Source organism: Amycolatopsis silviterrae (assembly GCF_042684085.1).
Lineage (GTDB): Bacteria > Actinomycetota > Actinomycetes > Mycobacteriales > Pseudonocardiaceae > Amycolatopsis > Amycolatopsis silviterrae.
This window is the reverse complement of the sequence record NZ_JBHUKS010000015.1, coordinates 80,195-95,212: the sequence shown is the minus strand read 5'-3', so window position 1 is coordinate 95,212 and position 15,018 is coordinate 80,195. Positions and strand designations below refer to the sequence as shown.

15 protein-coding genes are annotated in these 15,018 nt (G+C 68.4%); 3 read left to right on the top strand and 12 right to left on the bottom strand.

What is annotated here, in order from left to right; genetic code table 11:
* Positions 1-15 precede the first annotated feature (15 nt).
* From ACFSVL_RS21115 to ACFSVL_RS21095, 5 genes are all read right to left on the bottom strand, one after another.
* Complete coding sequence (locus ACFSVL_RS21115; RefSeq protein WP_378306665.1) at positions 16-747, bottom strand: class I SAM-dependent methyltransferase; 732 nt, start codon at positions 745-747, stop codon at positions 16-18.
* Positions 744-1,478 (bottom strand): alpha/beta hydrolase, encoded by a 735-nt coding sequence (locus tag ACFSVL_RS21110; RefSeq protein ID WP_378306663.1) that lies wholly within the window; start codon positions 1,476-1,478, stop codon positions 744-746. Before ACFSVL_RS21110 ends, ACFSVL_RS21115 begins: the two co-directional genes overlap by 4 nt.
* A 47-nt stretch (positions 1,479-1,525) precedes the next feature.
* On the bottom strand, positions 1,526-2,293 hold the full coding sequence (locus ACFSVL_RS21105) for an FkbM family methyltransferase (RefSeq protein WP_378306661.1): 768 nt from the start codon (positions 2,291-2,293) through the stop codon (positions 1,526-1,528).
* A 124-nt stretch (positions 2,294-2,417) separates the two neighbouring features.
* The gene (locus ACFSVL_RS21100; protein ID WP_378306659.1) at positions 2,418-3,074 is read right to left on the bottom strand and encodes a response regulator; all 657 of its coding nucleotides are present in this window, start codon (positions 3,072-3,074) and stop codon (positions 2,418-2,420) included.
* A complete protein-coding gene (locus ACFSVL_RS21095) occupies positions 3,071-4,192 on the bottom strand; it encodes a sensor histidine kinase (protein ID WP_378306657.1) in 1,122 nt (373 codons plus the stop codon). The genes ACFSVL_RS21100 and ACFSVL_RS21095 overlap by 4 nt, the downstream gene beginning before the upstream one ends.
* Before the next feature lie 148 nt (positions 4,193-4,340).
* Here ACFSVL_RS21095 and ACFSVL_RS21090 point away from each other — a divergent pair, with 148 nt between their 5' ends.
* Positions 4,341-5,531 carry a cytochrome P450 gene (locus tag ACFSVL_RS21090; protein ID WP_378306654.1) on the top strand — a complete coding sequence of 397 codons (1,191 nt, stop codon included), beginning with the start codon at positions 4,341-4,343 and terminating at the stop codon, positions 5,529-5,531.
* The gene (locus ACFSVL_RS21085) at positions 5,477-5,749 is read left to right on the top strand and encodes a ferredoxin (RefSeq protein WP_378306652.1); all 273 of its coding nucleotides are present in this window, start codon (positions 5,477-5,479) and stop codon (positions 5,747-5,749) included. The genes ACFSVL_RS21090 and ACFSVL_RS21085 overlap by 55 nt, the downstream gene beginning before the upstream one ends.
* Positions 5,750-6,163: 414 nt before the next feature.
* On the opposite strand, the gene mtnA is transcribed toward ACFSVL_RS21085, so the two are convergent.
* A complete protein-coding gene (mtnA, locus tag ACFSVL_RS21080) occupies positions 6,164-7,114 on the bottom strand; it encodes an S-methyl-5-thioribose-1-phosphate isomerase (RefSeq protein WP_378306650.1) in 951 nt (316 codons plus the stop codon).
* Positions 7,115-7,157: 43 nt separating this feature from the next.
* Between mtnA and ACFSVL_RS21075 the strand changes: the two genes are divergently transcribed.
* Entirely contained in the window at positions 7,158-7,574 is a 417-nt protein-coding gene (locus tag ACFSVL_RS21075) for a RidA family protein (protein ID WP_378306648.1), read from the top strand.
* On the opposite strand, the gene ACFSVL_RS21070 is transcribed toward ACFSVL_RS21075, so the two are convergent.
* The 6 genes from ACFSVL_RS21070 to ACFSVL_RS21045 form a co-directional block, all read right to left on the bottom strand.
* Complete coding sequence (locus ACFSVL_RS21070; RefSeq protein ID WP_378306646.1) at positions 7,535-8,530, bottom strand: CobW family GTP-binding protein; 996 nt, start codon at positions 8,528-8,530, stop codon at positions 7,535-7,537. The genes ACFSVL_RS21075 and ACFSVL_RS21070 overlap by 40 nt on opposite strands.
* A gap of 13 nt (positions 8,531-8,543) precedes the next feature.
* Complete coding sequence (locus ACFSVL_RS21065) at positions 8,544-9,905, bottom strand: UbiD family decarboxylase (RefSeq protein WP_378306644.1); 1,362 nt, start codon at positions 9,903-9,905, stop codon at positions 8,544-8,546.
* Complete coding sequence (locus tag ACFSVL_RS21060) at positions 9,902-10,507, bottom strand: UbiX family flavin prenyltransferase (RefSeq protein WP_378306642.1); 606 nt, start codon at positions 10,505-10,507, stop codon at positions 9,902-9,904. The genes ACFSVL_RS21065 and ACFSVL_RS21060 overlap by 4 nt, the downstream gene beginning before the upstream one ends.
* 9 nt (positions 10,508-10,516) lie before the next feature.
* Positions 10,517-11,869 (bottom strand): nucleobase:cation symporter-2 family protein, encoded by a 1,353-nt coding sequence (locus ACFSVL_RS21055; RefSeq protein WP_378306640.1) that lies wholly within the window; start codon positions 11,867-11,869, stop codon positions 10,517-10,519.
* A 209-nt stretch (positions 11,870-12,078) separates the two neighbouring features.
* Positions 12,079-13,437 carry a nucleobase:cation symporter-2 family protein gene (locus tag ACFSVL_RS21050; protein ID WP_378306638.1) on the bottom strand — a complete coding sequence of 453 codons (1,359 nt, stop codon included), beginning with the start codon at positions 13,435-13,437 and terminating at the stop codon, positions 12,079-12,081.
* A 32-nt stretch (positions 13,438-13,469) separates the two neighbouring features.
* A complete protein-coding gene (locus tag ACFSVL_RS21045) occupies positions 13,470-14,870 on the bottom strand; it encodes an amidohydrolase family protein (protein WP_378306636.1) in 1,401 nt (466 codons plus the stop codon).
* Positions 14,871-15,018 lie beyond the last annotated feature (148 nt).

Sequence of the window (15,018 nt, the reverse complement as noted above, 5' to 3'; positions counted from 1 at the left end):
CCTTTCGGGAAGCGGTTATAGGCCAGACGGGCAGCCGGTTTCCGCCGCGACGATCAGGAAGTTCGGCATCCGCACGTAACTCTCGATTCCGCTCGCTTTGGCCACCTCCGGGTCCAGCCCCGGCTCGACGACCTCCCGTACCCGGCAGCCGAGCGCGGCCACCTCGTTGAGGTACGCGGAAATCGGCCGATGGAAGTCGGCCGCGTGGCCGCTGGCGATCTCGTACTCCGCCAGGTACTCCTTCCGGCGGTACTCGCCGTGCTCGCGCCAGGTGCCGAACAGCTCCTCGAACGCCGGATGGACGATCGCGAACACGAACAGCCCGCCCGGCCGCACCGCCTCGACGCAGGCGCGCATCGCGGGCTTCCAGTCCGGAATCGCCATCAAGACCATGCTGCACACGACAGCGTCGAACGGCTCCAGTTCCGGCAGTTGGGCGAGATCCGCCTGGAGGTAAGAAATATCTTCCGCAGACTTCTCCCGCGCGAACGAGATCAGGCTCCCGGCGGGTTCGACCCCGGTCACCTCGGCCCCGCGCGCGGCGAGGATCCGGCTGAAGTAGCCATTGCCACAGCCCGCGTCCAGCACCGTTCGGCCGCGCACGTCGCCGAGAAGCCGGAGGAGGACGGGGTTGACCAGATGCTGCTTCGCGAAATCACCGCGTTCGGCGGTCGCTTCCATCGATTCCCGGGTGCTGGTGGTGTCCCACTGCTGGATGGCGGCTTCGTTCGTCCACGCGGAAGTCATTGGATCGAGCCTAGGGTGGCGGGAGGGACCTGTCTCGTGATTTGCCGGGCGGTCGCGATCCGGGTCAGTGCGGCCAGCGAATCGGTCCCGGGGCTGAGGTAATGGTCGTGGTCGGCGACGTCCGACGTAGCGAAAACCCGGGCGCCGAAGGCGGGGTCGGCTGGCTTGGTGCCGTGGCCTAGGCCGAAGAACCGGACCCCGGGGACCCATTTGATCCAGTCTCGGGAGGACTGTCCGGCCCAGACCCGCGCGGTGGTGCGCAATTGGGTGACATGGCGGACGCCCATGCCCGGGCTGCCGAAGCTGGCGAGGTCGGTCACCTGGCGAGGCAGGTCCGGAGCGGCGAGGCCGAGCACGGTCGATCCGTAGCTGTGCCCGAGAAGCGCGACTGTCGCTTGTGGACGGACCGCGAGGAGGCCGCGGACGAACCGGTTCAGCGCGGCGGCTCCCGCGCGGGCCAGATCCTGGCGCGCGGCGGCGATTCCCACTCCGCCGGGAGGTTCGTAACCGAGCCAGGCGATGACCGCGAAGTTGTCCGCGATGCCCTGCTCGGCGGCGGACCGGTGCAAATCGGCCGCTTGCACGGCCGGAGCCCGGTGCCGCAAGCCGCCCACGCCGGTCCAGAAGGTGTCCGGCCGGTTGGCCACCCCCGGCACCAGGATGGCGATCCGGTCCGCGGTCGCCGGACTTCCGAACACCTGCGCTGCACTGAGGTCTGGGATTCTGGTCACGAGGACAACGGTGTCGGCCGCGCGGCTTCACGGCATCGGCCCGTCGTTCACAATGCCGGCGCCGCGGTCGTTCCGGGGGAGTAGGCCGGGCGGAAGAGATAGTTGTTGGCGTGCAAGCAAACCTGGTCGACGGCCTGCCAGCCGCGACGCCAGGTGTACATCCGGTAGCCGCGCGCGGCGAACCAGCGCACGACGTCGTCGGGTGAATAGGCGTAGCGCACGGTGTGCCGCGCCTCGATTTCGACGAGCACCGAGGGCCGGAAATCGGCGATGGTGCGCTCGCCGCCTTCCAGGACGCGCAGTTCGCCTCCTTCGACGTCGATCTTGAGGAAGTCGAGCCGGGTCAAGCCCGCGTCCGCGCGAAGCTTGTCGAGCGTGCTGACCTCGGCCCGCATGTCGACGTGATAAGGGAAATCCCGGGTAGAGCCCAGATTCCGGGCGTCAACGCCGAGAAAAGCGCGGCTGGTGGCCGGTCGGTAAGACGTGAAGGGAACCCGCATCGTCGCTTGCCCGGCGTGCGTGTCCAGCGCGACGGCGTGCCGGACCACGTTCGGCCGCTCCCAGGCGCCCAGCACGCGAGACCACACCGGATGGGAGAACATCAGCGGTTCGACGCTGTGCACCTTCCCGGCGGGCCCGGCCAGGTGCGCGAGGGCTTGGCTGTACAGGCCCGCCGCCGCGCCCACGTCCACGCAGACGTCGCCGGGGCGGACCAGGCCGCGCAGCGTGTGCACTTCGGTTTCGAGCCAGGGTGTCCGCCGGGCGAGCAGGTTGACCGTCGCGGCGGTCAGTGCGGAGCGGTCGAGTCGGGGCATCGGTTCCTCGGCTGTCGGTCGGCGAAGATGAGGTCTTCGACGATGCCGATCGCGGCCCGCTGCTTCATCGGCCGCCAGGACGCATTGCCAGCGACCGGGATACGCCCGCGGGAGTAAGCGCGCGTCATCCGGGCGGCCGGACGAGGCCCATTTCGTACGCGATGATGACGAGGTGGACGCGGTCGCGGGCATCGAGCTTGGTGAACAGCCGGGCGACGTGCGCTTTGGCGGTGGCGGCGCTGATGAACAGCTCGGCGGCGATTTCGTGGTTCGTCTTGCCCGAGCCGACCAGCGTCAGCACTTCGCGCTCGCGTCCGGTGATGCCGTCGGACGGCCGGTGCGGCCGGGCTGGTTCGGGGCGGAGCGCGAAGTGCGCGATAAGCCGGCGCGTGACGCTCGGCGCGAGCAGCGCGTCTCCGGCCGCGACCACCCGGATCGCGGAGAGAATCTCTTCCAGCGCCATGTCTTTGACGAGGAAGCCGCTGGCTCCGGCGCGGAGTGCGCCGTAGACGTAGTCGTCCTCGTCGAAGGTGGTCAGCACCAGCACCCGGGGCGGTTCGGCCGAGGCGGTGAGGCGGCGGGTGGCCTCGATGCCGTCCATGCCGGGCATCCGGATGTCCATCACCACCACGTCGGGCCGGGTTTCGCGGGAGAGTTCGACCGCTTCCGCGCCGGTCCCGGCCTCGCCGACCACGAGCAGATCGTCGTGGTCGGCGATGAGGACGCGCAGGCCGCTGCGGATCAGCGGCTGATCGTCGGCGAGCAGGACGCGGACCGTCACCGGGCGCCTTCGAACGTCGGGAGCCGGGCAGTCACCCGGAAACCCCCGCCGGGACGCGGCCCGGCGGAGAACTCGCCGCGCAGCAGTGCGACGCGTTCGCGCATTCCGGGGATGCCGTAGCCGTCGCCTTGAACGTGGCCGCGTCCGTTGTCGGTCACCTCGATGAACAGCTCCTCGTCGCGCTGGTCGAGCACCACCTGGCACTCGCTGGTGCCAGCATGCCGGACCACGTTGGCGACGGACTCCTGGACGATCCGGAACGCGGACAGATCGATCTCGGGCGGCAGCGGGCGCGGATCGCCGAGCCGGCGCAGCCGCACGCGGAGCCCGGCGTCCGCCGAGCGCGCGACCAGAGCGTCGAGGTCCGCCAGGCCCAGCGGCGCGGCGACGGGTTCGGCGTCCGATCTGCGCAGGGCGCCGAGCATCCGCCGCAGCCCGGCCAGAGTGTCCCGGCTGGCGTCTTCGATGGCGTGCAGGGCGGCCCCGGCCTCGCCGGGCTGGGTGTCGATGACGCGGCGGCCCATGCCGGCCTGGATCGCGATGACCCCGATGCTGTGCGCGACCATGTCGTGCAGCTCCCGCGCGATCCGCAGCCGTTCGGCCTGTACCGCTTCGGCGGCGGCATGCGCTCGCCGTGCCTGGGCGTTCTGCCGCCACAAGCGCAGCGTGTTCCCGCCCAGCCAAGCGATGACCAGCCCAGCGACCGCTTCGACCGACCCGCGCGCGCCGTAACCGGGCCACAGCGGGAAGACGTTCGCCACGATTGCCTGCGCGACCAGCACCGCCGCGGCCGCGCCGACCGACACCCGCGGCCGGCGGACAGTGGCGAGACAGCCGACCGCGAGGTCGATGCTGACGATCTGCAGATAACGGACGAAGGAGTGCGACTCCGGCACCAGCGGGCTGAGTGCCAGCTCTGCCACCAGCAGGCCCAGCACTGCCCATGGCTGCCGCCGAACCACCCCGAACGGCAGCGCCATGGCGAGCACCGGCACTACCGAAGGCGGGCCGCCGACCGCCGCCCAGGCGGCCAGCACCAACGGCGACAGTGCGAAAGCCGCCCACGCCACCACCGTTTTCGCGCCCGTCGGCGGTCGCGCCAGGTTGGCTTCGGGCATGCCGTTGATCGTAGCCAGCGCGCCGCCGTCCACATCCGCTCGCGGGACTACGCCCGCGGGATTACCCCTCCGCGCGGTTGACCGGGAAGCGGTCCCAGGAGTAAGCATGTAAGCACCTGCTTACAAAGGGACCCGGGGAGTCGTTGGCATGACCACCACGCACACCGAACCGCTCGCCTACCCGTTCAACGAGGAGGCGGGTCTCGCGCTCAACGAGGCCTACACCGCCGCTCGCGAGAGCGAGGGGATGATCCGCGTCCAGATGCCGCACGGCGAGGCCGCCTGGCTCGCCACCCGCTACGCCGACGCCCGGCTGGTGCTCGGCGACCGGCGGTTTTCCCGCGCCCTGGCACAGGAAAACGACGAGCCGCGGATGTCGGACTACCGCCGTCCGGGCGGCATCCTCTCGATGGACCCGCCCGATCACACCCGGCTGCGCACACTCGTCGCGAAGGCGTTCACCGCGCGGCGGGTCGAGGAACTGCGGCCCCGGGTCGCGCGGCTGGCCGGCGAGCTGATCGAGCAGTTGCGCGAGCACGGGCAGCCGGCCGACCTGGTCGACCTGTACGCGTTGCCGATCCCGGTCGCGGTGATCTGCGAACTGCTCGGCGTCCCGGTCGGCGACCGGCCGCAGTTCCGCGAGTGGAGCGACGCGGCGCTGTCGACCACGCGCCTCACTCCGGAGGAGTCGGAGCGCAGCCGTGAGGAGCTGCGGGCGTATATGGCTGGGTTGATCGCTGAGCATCGTGCTGCGCCGCAGGATGACTTGATGACTGCGCTGATCGAGGCTCGGGATGTGCGGGATCGGCTTACTGAGCTGGAGCTGGTCGATCTATGTGTCGGGATTTTGGTGGCGGGGCATGAGACTACTGCCAGCCAGATTCCTAACTTTGTGTATGCGTTGCTGAATGAGCGTGCGCAGTGGGAGCGGTTGTGTGCTGATCCTGGGTTGATTCCGACCGCGGTGGAGGAGTTGCTGCGGTTCGTGCCGCTGGGCGCGGGGGCTGGGTTTGCCCGGTATGCGGTGGAGGATGTCCAGGTCGGGGACGTGCTGGTGCGCCAAGGGGAGCCGGTGCTGGTGGCGATTGGGGCGGCTAACCGGGATCGGCTGCAGTTCGGGACCGCGGATCAGCTGGTGTTGGATCGTGGGGACAACCATCATCTTGGGTTTGGGCACGGGGTGCATCACTGTTTGGGGGCTCCGCTGGCGCGGCTGGAGCTGCAGGAGGCGTTGCGGGCGTTGACCCGGGAATTGCCGGAGTTGCGGCTGGCTGGGGGGATTGAGTGGAAGACGCAGATGTTGGTTCGCGGGCCTCGGTCTATGCCGGTGGGGTGGTGACTGTGAGCTGGAGTGTTGAGGTTGACGGCGGGGTGTGCATCGGGAGTGGGATGTGTGCTTCGTTGATGCCTGAGGTGTTTGTGTTGGAGGGGGCTACGGCTCGGCCGGTGGTTGGGTCTGTTGAGGCGGATGAGACTGTGTTGGACGCGGCGGATTCTTGTCCTGCGATGGCGATTTTGGTGCGGGATGGGGTTGAGGTGGTGGGGCCTCGGCCTTAGTGCGTTGCGTGGGGCACCCCGAAGCCGGATTGTGCTGACGCTCGGCGGGTGCTTGTCAAGGCGGGAAAGATGCCTTGACAAGCACCCGCCGAGCGCAGGGAGGCTTCGTATCGGGGTGCGGGGGTGGGGCTGGGTGCCTCGCTGGTTGGGTGCATCGGCTGCGGTTCGGGGTGGGGGCTTGCGCCCCAATGTGGCGTTGGGTGCATGTGACGCACCCAATGTGGCGTTGGTTGCGTGGGATGCACCCAATGCCACATTGGGGCGCTTCGGGCGGCGGGCGGGTGCGGTCCGTGAAGGACTCCTTGAGGGAATCTACGTCCGTGAAGGGGCCCCTCACGGACTTCGCTGGTGGCAATGGGTCGTGAGGGGAACCCTGAGGGAATCTGGGTCTGTGAAGGTTCCCCTCACGGACGGCTACGAGTGGAACGCGCCGTTTTCGGTTACTACTGCGGTGATTAGTGCGTTCGGGGTTACGTCGAAGGCTGGGTTGAAGGCGGTTGCTCCGGGGGGTGCGGATTCTGTTAGTTCGGTGGCTGCTCGTTCTTCGATGGTGATGTCTGCGCCGGTGGCCAGGGATGTGTCCACAGTGGACGTTGGGGCTACTACTATGAACGGGATTCGGTGGTGTGCGGCGGCGATGGCCAGTCCGTAAGTGCCGATTTTGTTGGCCACATCCCCATTCGCGGCGATTCGGTCTGCGCCTACCAGCACGCAATCCACTAACCCGCGCGCCATTGCTGCGGCGGCCGCGCCGTCTGCTTGTACTCGGTAGGGCACTCCGGCTTGCGCTAGCTCCCAGGCGGTGAGTCGGGAGCCTTGCAGCAGCGGCCGGGTTTCGTCTACCAGTACCGATTCCACCAAGTTTCTAGCGTGCAGGTGCCAGACGACGCCGAGTGCTGTTCCCCAGGCGACGGTCGCCAGATGGCCGGTGTTGCAGTGGCTGAGAAACCGCAATGTCCTTCGGGGGCAGGAGTCCAGCACGATCTCTGCCGCGTGTGCCGAGGCGGCTCGGTTGCGTTGTTCGTCCTCGTCGAGCATGGCTTGTGCTTCGGCCAGTACCGCGTTGGGGCCGTGGGGTAGCTGGGCTAGTGCTCGGGAAACGCCCCAGGCCAGGTTGACGGCGGTTGGCCGGGCGTGGGCGATTCGGTCGGCTTCTGCTCGGACGTCTCCGCCTTGAGTGGCTGCTAGTGCGACACCGAGCGCGCCGGCTGCGCCCAGTGCTGGTGCTCCGCGTACGGCGAGCCGTTGGATGGCGTCGACCAGTTCGGTGACGGTGCGTAGCGTGAGTGTGCGGTACTCAGCCGGAAGTGCGACCTGGTCCACGATCACGATCGCCCCGTCGGCCCAGTCGATGGTCCTGCGCATACGCCCTCCCGGTCGAAAAATCCCGTGGCGATCCGCTGTCGCGATGAGCGACGATCCGCCGGTGACCATTCAACGGCAGAACCCGCCCGCCTTGCATCCGACACCCGGCTATCACCACGTGACCACCGTCGACTCGCGCCGCACCGTGCATCTTGCCGGGCAGTGTCCGCTGACGGCCGACAGCGAGGTCGTGCCGGGTGGCGTCCTCGCACAGGTGGACCAGGTCGTCGCCAACACCGAGGTCGCGCTCGCGCACGCTGGCGCGACCCCGGAGGACGTCGTGCGGACGGTGATCTACGTGGCTACCTCGGACGAGCCGACTCTCGCGGAGGTGTGGCAACGGTTCGTGAACTCCCCGATCGCGGCGGCGTTCACCACGGCGAGCACCCTTGTCGGCGTGACTTGTCTTGGCTTCCGGGGTCAGCTCGTCGAACTGGACGTGACCGCGGCGCCCGCGTGACAGCGGGACACCGTGTCGGTCAGCTCCGCGCGGTCCAGGTTCCGGCCGATGAGGACGAGTTTGCTGACCGGCGGTGCCGCGCCCCACTCGCCGGCGTCGGTCAATTCGTACATCCGGTGCACGCCTTGCAGCACCGTCCGGCGGTCGAAGGCCAGGATTCCCTTGAACCGGTAGAGATCGTCGCCGCGTTCGGCCAGCAGGGCGGTGAGCCATTGCTCGAACGCGGCGCGGTCCAGGGGGCAGCCGAGTTCCAGCGAGACGGACTCCAGCGTCGGATCGTGGTGGTGGGACTCGTCTTCGAGCCAGTCCGGGTCGGCGGCGACGGTGCGGTTCAGGTCGAAGGCGTTGATGCCGAGGAGATCGTCCAGGTCGACGTCGCCGTAGCTGGACGGGATGATGTCCGCGGTCGCGTTCACCGAACGGAGCCGCGCGCGCAGTTCCTCGATTTCCGGCTCGGTGACCAGGTCGATCTTGTTGAGCACGATCCGGTCGGCGAACGCGATCTGGTTGCTCACCTGGCCGCCGACGCCGTCGTGCTCGCCCTCTTCCAGGTGGCTGCCGACGTGCCGCGCGTCGACCAGCGTCACGATCGCGTCCAGTGCGAAGGCGGCGGACACCTCGTCGTCCACGAAGAACGTCTGCGCGACCGGGTTCGGGTCGGCCATGCCGCTGGTCTCGATGAGGATCCGGTCGAACCGTTCGCGGCGGCGCAGCAGCGACTGCAGGATTTCGATCAGGTCGGTGCGCGCGGTGCAGCACAGGCAGCAGCCGTTGCTCATTTCGATGATCTTCTCGTCACCGCCGAGCACGAGTGCGTTGTCGATCGGGATGTCGCCGAACTCGTTTTCGATCACGGCGATCCGGTGCCCGTGGTTCGCGGTGAGGATGTGGTTGACGAGCGTGGTCTTGCCGGAGCCGAGAAAGCCGGTCAGTACCGTCACCGGGATTTTGGTCATGCTGATTCCCTCCTTAACCATTCTCGCCGAGAATCCGGCGAGCGTGCTGACGTGCTTCTTCGGAAACGACGATGCGGTTGCCGTCGAAATGCGGGCCGCGGGTGGCGTCCAGGCCCATCCGGGACGTCGTGCCATCGGAGCCCGAGGACGGGTCGAGCGGCGAGCCGGGCAGACCGTCCACAGTGAACAAGTCCTGGTGCGGCTGGAAATGCGTGGCAAGTGCCCAGAGGACGTCGTTGTCGCTGGTGACGTCGACGTCCTCGTCCACCGCGATCACCGTCTTCACATACGGGTCCCAGCCGAGGAGGCCAAGCATCACTTGCCGGGCTTGGCCGGGGCGTCGCTGGCGTAGTGCGACATAGCAGTGGAAGTGCGTTCCGGACGTCGGGTAATGCACCGCAGTGACGTCCGGGAATCGCGCCTTGAGCTTCTCGGCCATTTCGGATTCCCGTGGCACGCGGGCGAGATTCAGGTGCTCATCGGTGTTGCCGCCGACAACGTCGATGAGCATGGCGTCGGAGCGGCGCAGGATTGTCTGCACCCGGAGCACGTTGTTGGTCGAGCGGTTCGAGGAATAGCCGGAGAATTCGCCGAACGGGCCTTCCTCGGCGCGTTCCGCGGCGTCGATCGTGCCCTCCAGCACGAAGTCAGACCAGGCCGGGACACCGATGCCGTGCCGTGGCGTGCGGACGACTTCCAGCGGCTCGCCGAACAACCCGCCGGCTACCGCGCGCTCGTCCACGTCGTAGCCGACCCGCGCGGACGCGGCGAGCATGAACAGCGGATGCCCGCCGAGCACCATCGCGACCGGCATCGGCTCGCCGCGCTCCGCGTACTTCTGCAGCATCCGCCACAGATCGCCGCGCGAATGCAGACTGGTCGCCAGCTCGGTGCGGGAGTGCGGCATCGCACGGTGATAGCTGAGGTTGCCGACGCCGGTGTCCGGATCCTCGGCGACGATGATTCCGCTGGTGACATAAGGGGATCGGTCGCTGGCGAAATGCCGAAGCATCGGGACAGTCGCCAAGTCGACTTCGGTGGTCACGTTGTCCAGCACCGGGCCGCTGTCGACCACTCTCGGTGGCACCGGGCGGCGCGCCCGCTGCTGGTACGCACTGTGCAAACCGGACGGTCCGGTATCGAGCATGCGGGCGATGCGCTGCCGCGACGCGAACATGTTGCTGACCACCGGCACGTCGAGTCCGGTCACCTTCCGGAACTGCACCATCTCGCGCCGCCCGGCCGCGGCGAGTTCGTAAATCACGCCGGTGACACCCTCGTCGGCCGGGACCGGATCGTCGAGGACGAGCACGTCGCCGGGGAAGTCGCGGCGGTACTGGTCGATAAAAGCATGGGGATCTTGCCGGTGGTTCACCGCGAAACTCCTTGCGAGACGGGCGTTCCCTGCCAGCGGGCGAACAGTTCGTGGTCGATGCCGAACTGGTCGAGCACCTTGCCGGTCAGGTGGGCGAGGATGTCCTCAATGGACTCGGGCTGGTGATAGAAAGCGGGCACCGGGGGCAGCACGGTCGCGCCCGCCTCGGTCACCGCTACCAGATTGCGCAGGTGCACGAGGCTCAACGGGGTTTCCCTGGCCACGAGTACGAGCGGACGGCGTTCCTTCAGCGTGACGTCGGCGGCGCGGACGAGCAGGTCGTCGCTGTAGCCGTGCGCGATCCCGGCGACGGTTTTCATCGAGCACGGCACGACGACCATGCCCATGGTGCGAAAGGAACCGGATGCGATCGACGCGGCGATGTCCCCGCGCGAATGGCGGACGTCGGCCAGTTCGGCGACTTCGGCGGGCGGCATTCCGGTTTCCAGTTCGATGGTGCGGTGCGCGGCCCGGGACATGACGAGATGTGTTTCCACCGTGCCGAGCTTGCGCAGCGCGGTCAGCAGGTGGACGGCCAGATGCGGGCCGCTGGCCCCGGTGATGCCGACGATCAGCCGGGGCCGCTGCGGTTCGGTGCCCATGATGTCCTTTCAGGACTGGGAAAGCTTCGCGGCGGGTTCTGGCTGTACGAGCGGCTCTTCCGGCCGCTGTTTCCGGCGGGCGAAGAAAAGCAGGTTCAGCAGTACCGCCAGGACGGTGCCGGTGGCCACGCCGCTCTTCAGGAAAACCTGGGCGGCGAACGGAAACTGCTTATAGAACTCCGGCGCACCCGCCGGGATCAGCCCGACCCCGAGCGACAGCATGACGATCACGAGATTGCCGGTCTGGTTGAAGTCCACGCGGGACAGCAGCTGAATGCCGGAGACCGTCAACGCCGCGAACGTCGCGACGGCCGCCGCGCCGATCACCGGTTGCGGAATCGCCGCGATCACCCGGCCGACCGGTTGCACCACCCCGAAAACAATGAGGATCACGCCGCCGACCGCGACCGGGTAACGGCTGCGCACCTTCGTCAGCGCGACCAGGCCGATGTTCTGGCCGAAGGTGGTGTAAGCGAATCCGTTGAACACGCCGCTGAGCGCGGTGAGCAGTCCGTCGACCCGCAGCAGGTTGGCGACGTCGCGCGGCCCGACCTTCTTCCCGACCACTTGGCCGACCGCGAGCCCCTGCCCGGAGGCCTCGACCATCAGCACGAAAACGATCACCAGGAACAGCAGAATCGACGGGATGTCGAAATGCAACGCTCCGTAGTGCAGTGGTTTCAGCAGTCCGAAAACAGGGCCGTCGGCGACTCCGGCGAGGCTGCCCAGCCCGGTCAGCCAGCCGACGACCGCCCCGACGGTCAGCGCGATCAGCATCGCGAGCTGGCCGAGCAAACCCCGGAACACCCGGTAGAAGACCGCGATCAGCGCGAGCGTGAACCCGGCGAGCGCGAGATTCGCTGGCGCACCGTAGTTGTGTGCGGACGGATTGGAGCCGGCGATGAGTTTCAGCCCGACCGGAATCAGCGTCAGCCCGATCAACGTGATGACCGTTCCGGTGACGACTTCCGGGAACAGCTTGAGCAGTTTGCTGAACAACGGCGCGATCAGGACCCAGAGGACGCCGACCACGAGCAGCGAGCCGTACACTGTGGACAGGCCCTGCGTGCTGCCGATCAGCACCATCGGGACGATGCCGTTGGACGCGGCGCCGACCACGAGCGGCATCCGGATGCCGAATTTCCAGACGCCGAGCGCCTGCAGCAGGGTGCCGATCCCGGCGAGCACCAGGTCGACGCTGACCAGGTCGGCGATCTGCGCCTGCGGCAGCCCCAGCCCGGCGCCGACCACGATCGGCACCACGACGACACCGGCGTACATCACGAGCACGTGCTGCAAACCCAGCAGCACCAACGGACCGAATCGGGGACGTTCGTCCACTGGGGACAGGGGACTGGCCATGCTTCCCTCACCTCGTTGGGCCGGCCGGGCCGGGAAGCGGCCTGCCGGGCGGATCGTGGGTCGTCGCCGGAGCCGGACGGGCGGCCGGCGTCGAAGACCCCCGGCCGCGCGCGAATCCTGCCGCCGCACCTACGGGGTTATGGGATGTCCGAAGATTTTTCCTTCCCTGCAAGGAGTTTCGACTATGGTGCATCGGAAGCCGCCGAGGGTCAATACCCGGGCGCGGCTTCCGGTCCGGTGCGCGGGGCGCGCTCGCGGCGGTTGAGCACGAGGTTCAGCAGGAAGGCCGCGATGCCGCCGGCCGCGATCCCGCTCGTCAGTACGGTTTGCACCACAACGGGCAGATGCTGGTAAAACTCTGGCGCGCCGACCGGCAGCAGGCCGAAGCCGAACGAGATGGCGACGATCAGGATATTGCGCCCGTTGCTGAGATCCGCCTGGCCCATGATGCGCAGCCCGACCGCCCCGACGGTGCCGAACATGACCACCCCGACGCCGCCGAGCACCGGGCCGGGCAGCGACGCGACGGCCGCGCCGAGCTTCGGCACCAGGCTCATGAGCACGAGCACCGCGCCCGCGGTGGCGACCACGAACCGGCTCATCACCCGGGTAATGCTGACCAGGCCGACGTTCTCGCCGAACGTGACGACGGTGAACGAACCGAACACGCCCGCGAACGCGGTGCCGATCCCGTCCGCGCGCAAGGCCCGGGAAATCTCGCGCGGACCGACGTCGCGGCCCACGATCTGCCCGATGGCGAGCGTGTCACCGGTCGATTCCACCATGTTCACCAGCTGCACGATGATCATCGGCAGCAGCGCGGACAACGCGAAAGCGGGCAGGCCGAATTCGAAAGGCTGTACCACGCCGACCCACTCCGCATTGGCCACCGAACTGAAGTCCGCCATGCCGAGCGGAACCGCCACCAGGGTGCCGACGGCCAGTGCGATCAGGATCGCGAAGCGGCGCACCGCGGGTGGGGCGAACCGTTCCAAACAGACAGTCAGCACAATGGTGCCCAGCCCGAGAATCAGCCGTCCGGCCGAACCGTGGTCGGCGGCGTCCGGATTGGACCCGGCGATCAGCGTCGCGGTGGAGGGCAGCAGCGAGAACCCGATGATCGCGATGATCGTCCCGGTGACGATCGGCGGGAAGAACCGGATCAGCTTGCTGAACCACGGCGCGACCAGCCAGGTCAGCAGCCCGGCGACGATCGTCGCGCCGAAGACCGCGGGCAGCCCGGCCTCCTTGCCGACGATGATCGCCGGGGTGATGCCGGTGAAGGTCGAGCCCATCACGATCGGCAGCCGGGCCCCGACGTTGCCGATCCCGAGCGTCTGCAGCAGCGTCGCGACGCCGCTGACCAGCACGTTCGCCGTGATGAGCGTGGCGATCTGCGCGGTGGACAGGCCGACGCCGATCCCGATCAGCAGCGGCACGGTGACCATTCCGGAGTAGGCGACCAGCAGATGCTGCACGCCGAGCGGGAGCAGCTGCCGCAGCCGGGGGACGGTGTCGACGGCGTCGCGGGTGGTTTCGGCTCGGGTGGTGCGCGGACGGAATCGCATGGTTTCCTCCACAGCGGGGACGGGGGCGCGGATCACCGCGCCCAGGGAGTGAGCAGTCCGCCCATGCCACTGCGCGTCAGCAGCCGGGCCGCGTGCCGTTCCGCCTCGTCAGCGGCGGCCGCTTCGTCCACGCGGACGCACTGTCCGTCGCGGTAGACGATCTCGCCGCCCACGATCGTCAGCTCCACATCGGACCCGCGGGCGGAGTAGACGAGGGCGGCGACGGCCCGGTGCACCGGGCGCACATGTGGACGGTCGAGCGCGGTGACGATGACGTCGGCGAGTTTGCCCTCGCTGAGGGCTCCCGCGTCGATTCCCGCGTAGCGGGCTCCCTCGCGGGTGGCCATTTCCAGCGCGTCCTCGGCCCGCAGCGCGGTCGGGTCCAAAGTGGCCGTTCGCTGGCCGAAGACGCTGAGTTTCATGGCCTCGAAAAGATCTTGCCGGTGGCCACAGCTGGGACCGTCGGTGCCGAGCGCCACCGGCACGTTCTGTTTCCGCAGGCTCGCGATCCGCGCGGTGCCGGACGCGAGATAGCCGTTGGACGCGGGGTTGTGCGAGATCCCGGCCCCTGCGGCCGCGACCTGCTCGATTTCGGCGTCGTCGAGCCAAATCGCGTGCGCGAGGGTGGCCCGTTCGTCGAGGAGTCCTTCTTTGGCCAGCCATTCCACCGGCCGGACCCCGTGGGTTTCGAGGTAGCTGACCGGATCGGTGGCGCTCTCGCAGCAATGGGTGTGCCAGCGAGTGCCGAATTCCCGGGCCAGGCCGACCGTCCGGCGGACGAGTTTTTGGTCCACATAACAGAGGTTGAGCGCGGCCGGCCACACCGCGACCTTCGAGGACGGCGGCCGGTGTTCCATCGCCTCGCGAGTGATCGCGAATTCGTCCTCGCTCGAATACCGGAACAGTTCGGCCGGCTGGCCGCGACGGTCGGCGATTTCGGTGCGTTCGCCCAGCATTCCGCGGGCGACCGCACCGCGCAGCCCGGCCTGCTCGATGACGTCCGCGACCGCGAGCGTCGTTTCAAGATCGCTTGGCGCGTAATGGTTGTCGATCACCGTCGTGATGCCGGCGCGCAACGCCTCCACCGCGCCGAGCCGCGCCCCGGCCACCGCTTCGGGCCCGGTGATGGCGATCGAATACGGCCACATGAACTCGCACAGCCACGGCACGATCGACATGCCTTCGCCGAGGCCGCGAGCGAGCGCTTGGTAGAGGTGGTTGTGCCCGTCGACCAAGCCAGGCAACACCGCTTTGCCGCGGCAGTCGATGACCTGCCCGGCCTGCCAGCGTTCGGTGCCTTCTCCCGCTCCGACCCCAGCGATCCGGTCGCCGGTGATCGCGACGTGGCCGTTCTGGTGGACCGTGCGCTGGTCGTCGACCGTGACGACGGTGCCGCCGGTCAGGAGGAGGTCGCAGGGTTCCGCAGCCGACATCGGGCCGCCCTTCCCCGGGCGGGGGCGGACCCGGCCCGGCGTTCGGCTCCAGCGCGCGGCTGGAGGCAGCTGGCCGAACGGTTGGCCCAAACGGGAGGTCACCGGCGCCCGGCAGCGCCGCCGGGTCGTTCAATGCAAAGCCCTTCCG

What these genes read in the sequence shown, in the direction of transcription:
- ACFSVL_RS21115 (WP_378306665.1), bottom strand. Translation starts at nt 747, where the DNA reads ATGACTTCCGCGTGGACGAACGAAGCCGCCATCCAGCAGTGGGACACC.
- ACFSVL_RS21105 (WP_378306661.1), bottom strand. Translation starts at nt 2,293, where the DNA reads ATGCCCCGACTCGACCGCTCCGCACTGACCGCCGCGACGGTCAACCTG.
- ACFSVL_RS21095 (WP_378306657.1), bottom strand. Translation starts at nt 4,192, where the DNA reads ATGCCCGAAGCCAACCTGGCGCGACCGCCGACGGGCGCGAAAACGGTG.
- ACFSVL_RS21090 (WP_378306654.1), top strand. Translation starts at nt 4,341, where the DNA reads ATGACCACCACGCACACCGAACCGCTCGCCTACCCGTTCAACGAGGAG.
- mtnA (WP_378306650.1), bottom strand. Translation starts at nt 7,114, where the DNA reads ATGCGCAGGACCATCGACTGGGCCGACGGGGCGATCGTGATCGTGGAC.
- ACFSVL_RS21075 (WP_378306648.1), top strand. Translation starts at nt 7,158, where the DNA reads ATGAGCGACGATCCGCCGGTGACCATTCAACGGCAGAACCCGCCCGCC.
- ACFSVL_RS21070 (WP_378306646.1), bottom strand. Translation starts at nt 8,530, where the DNA reads ATGACCAAAATCCCGGTGACGGTACTGACCGGCTTTCTCGGCTCCGGC.
- ACFSVL_RS21060 (WP_378306642.1), bottom strand. Translation starts at nt 10,507, where the DNA reads ATGGGCACCGAACCGCAGCGGCCCCGGCTGATCGTCGGCATCACCGGG.
- ACFSVL_RS21055 (WP_378306640.1), bottom strand. Translation starts at nt 11,869, where the DNA reads ATGGCCAGTCCCCTGTCCCCAGTGGACGAACGTCCCCGATTCGGTCCG.
- ACFSVL_RS21050 (WP_378306638.1), bottom strand. Translation starts at nt 13,437, where the DNA reads ATGCGATTCCGTCCGCGCACCACCCGAGCCGAAACCACCCGCGACGCC.
- ACFSVL_RS21045 (WP_378306636.1), bottom strand. Translation starts at nt 14,870, where the DNA reads ATGTCGGCTGCGGAACCCTGCGACCTCCTCCTGACCGGCGGCACCGTC.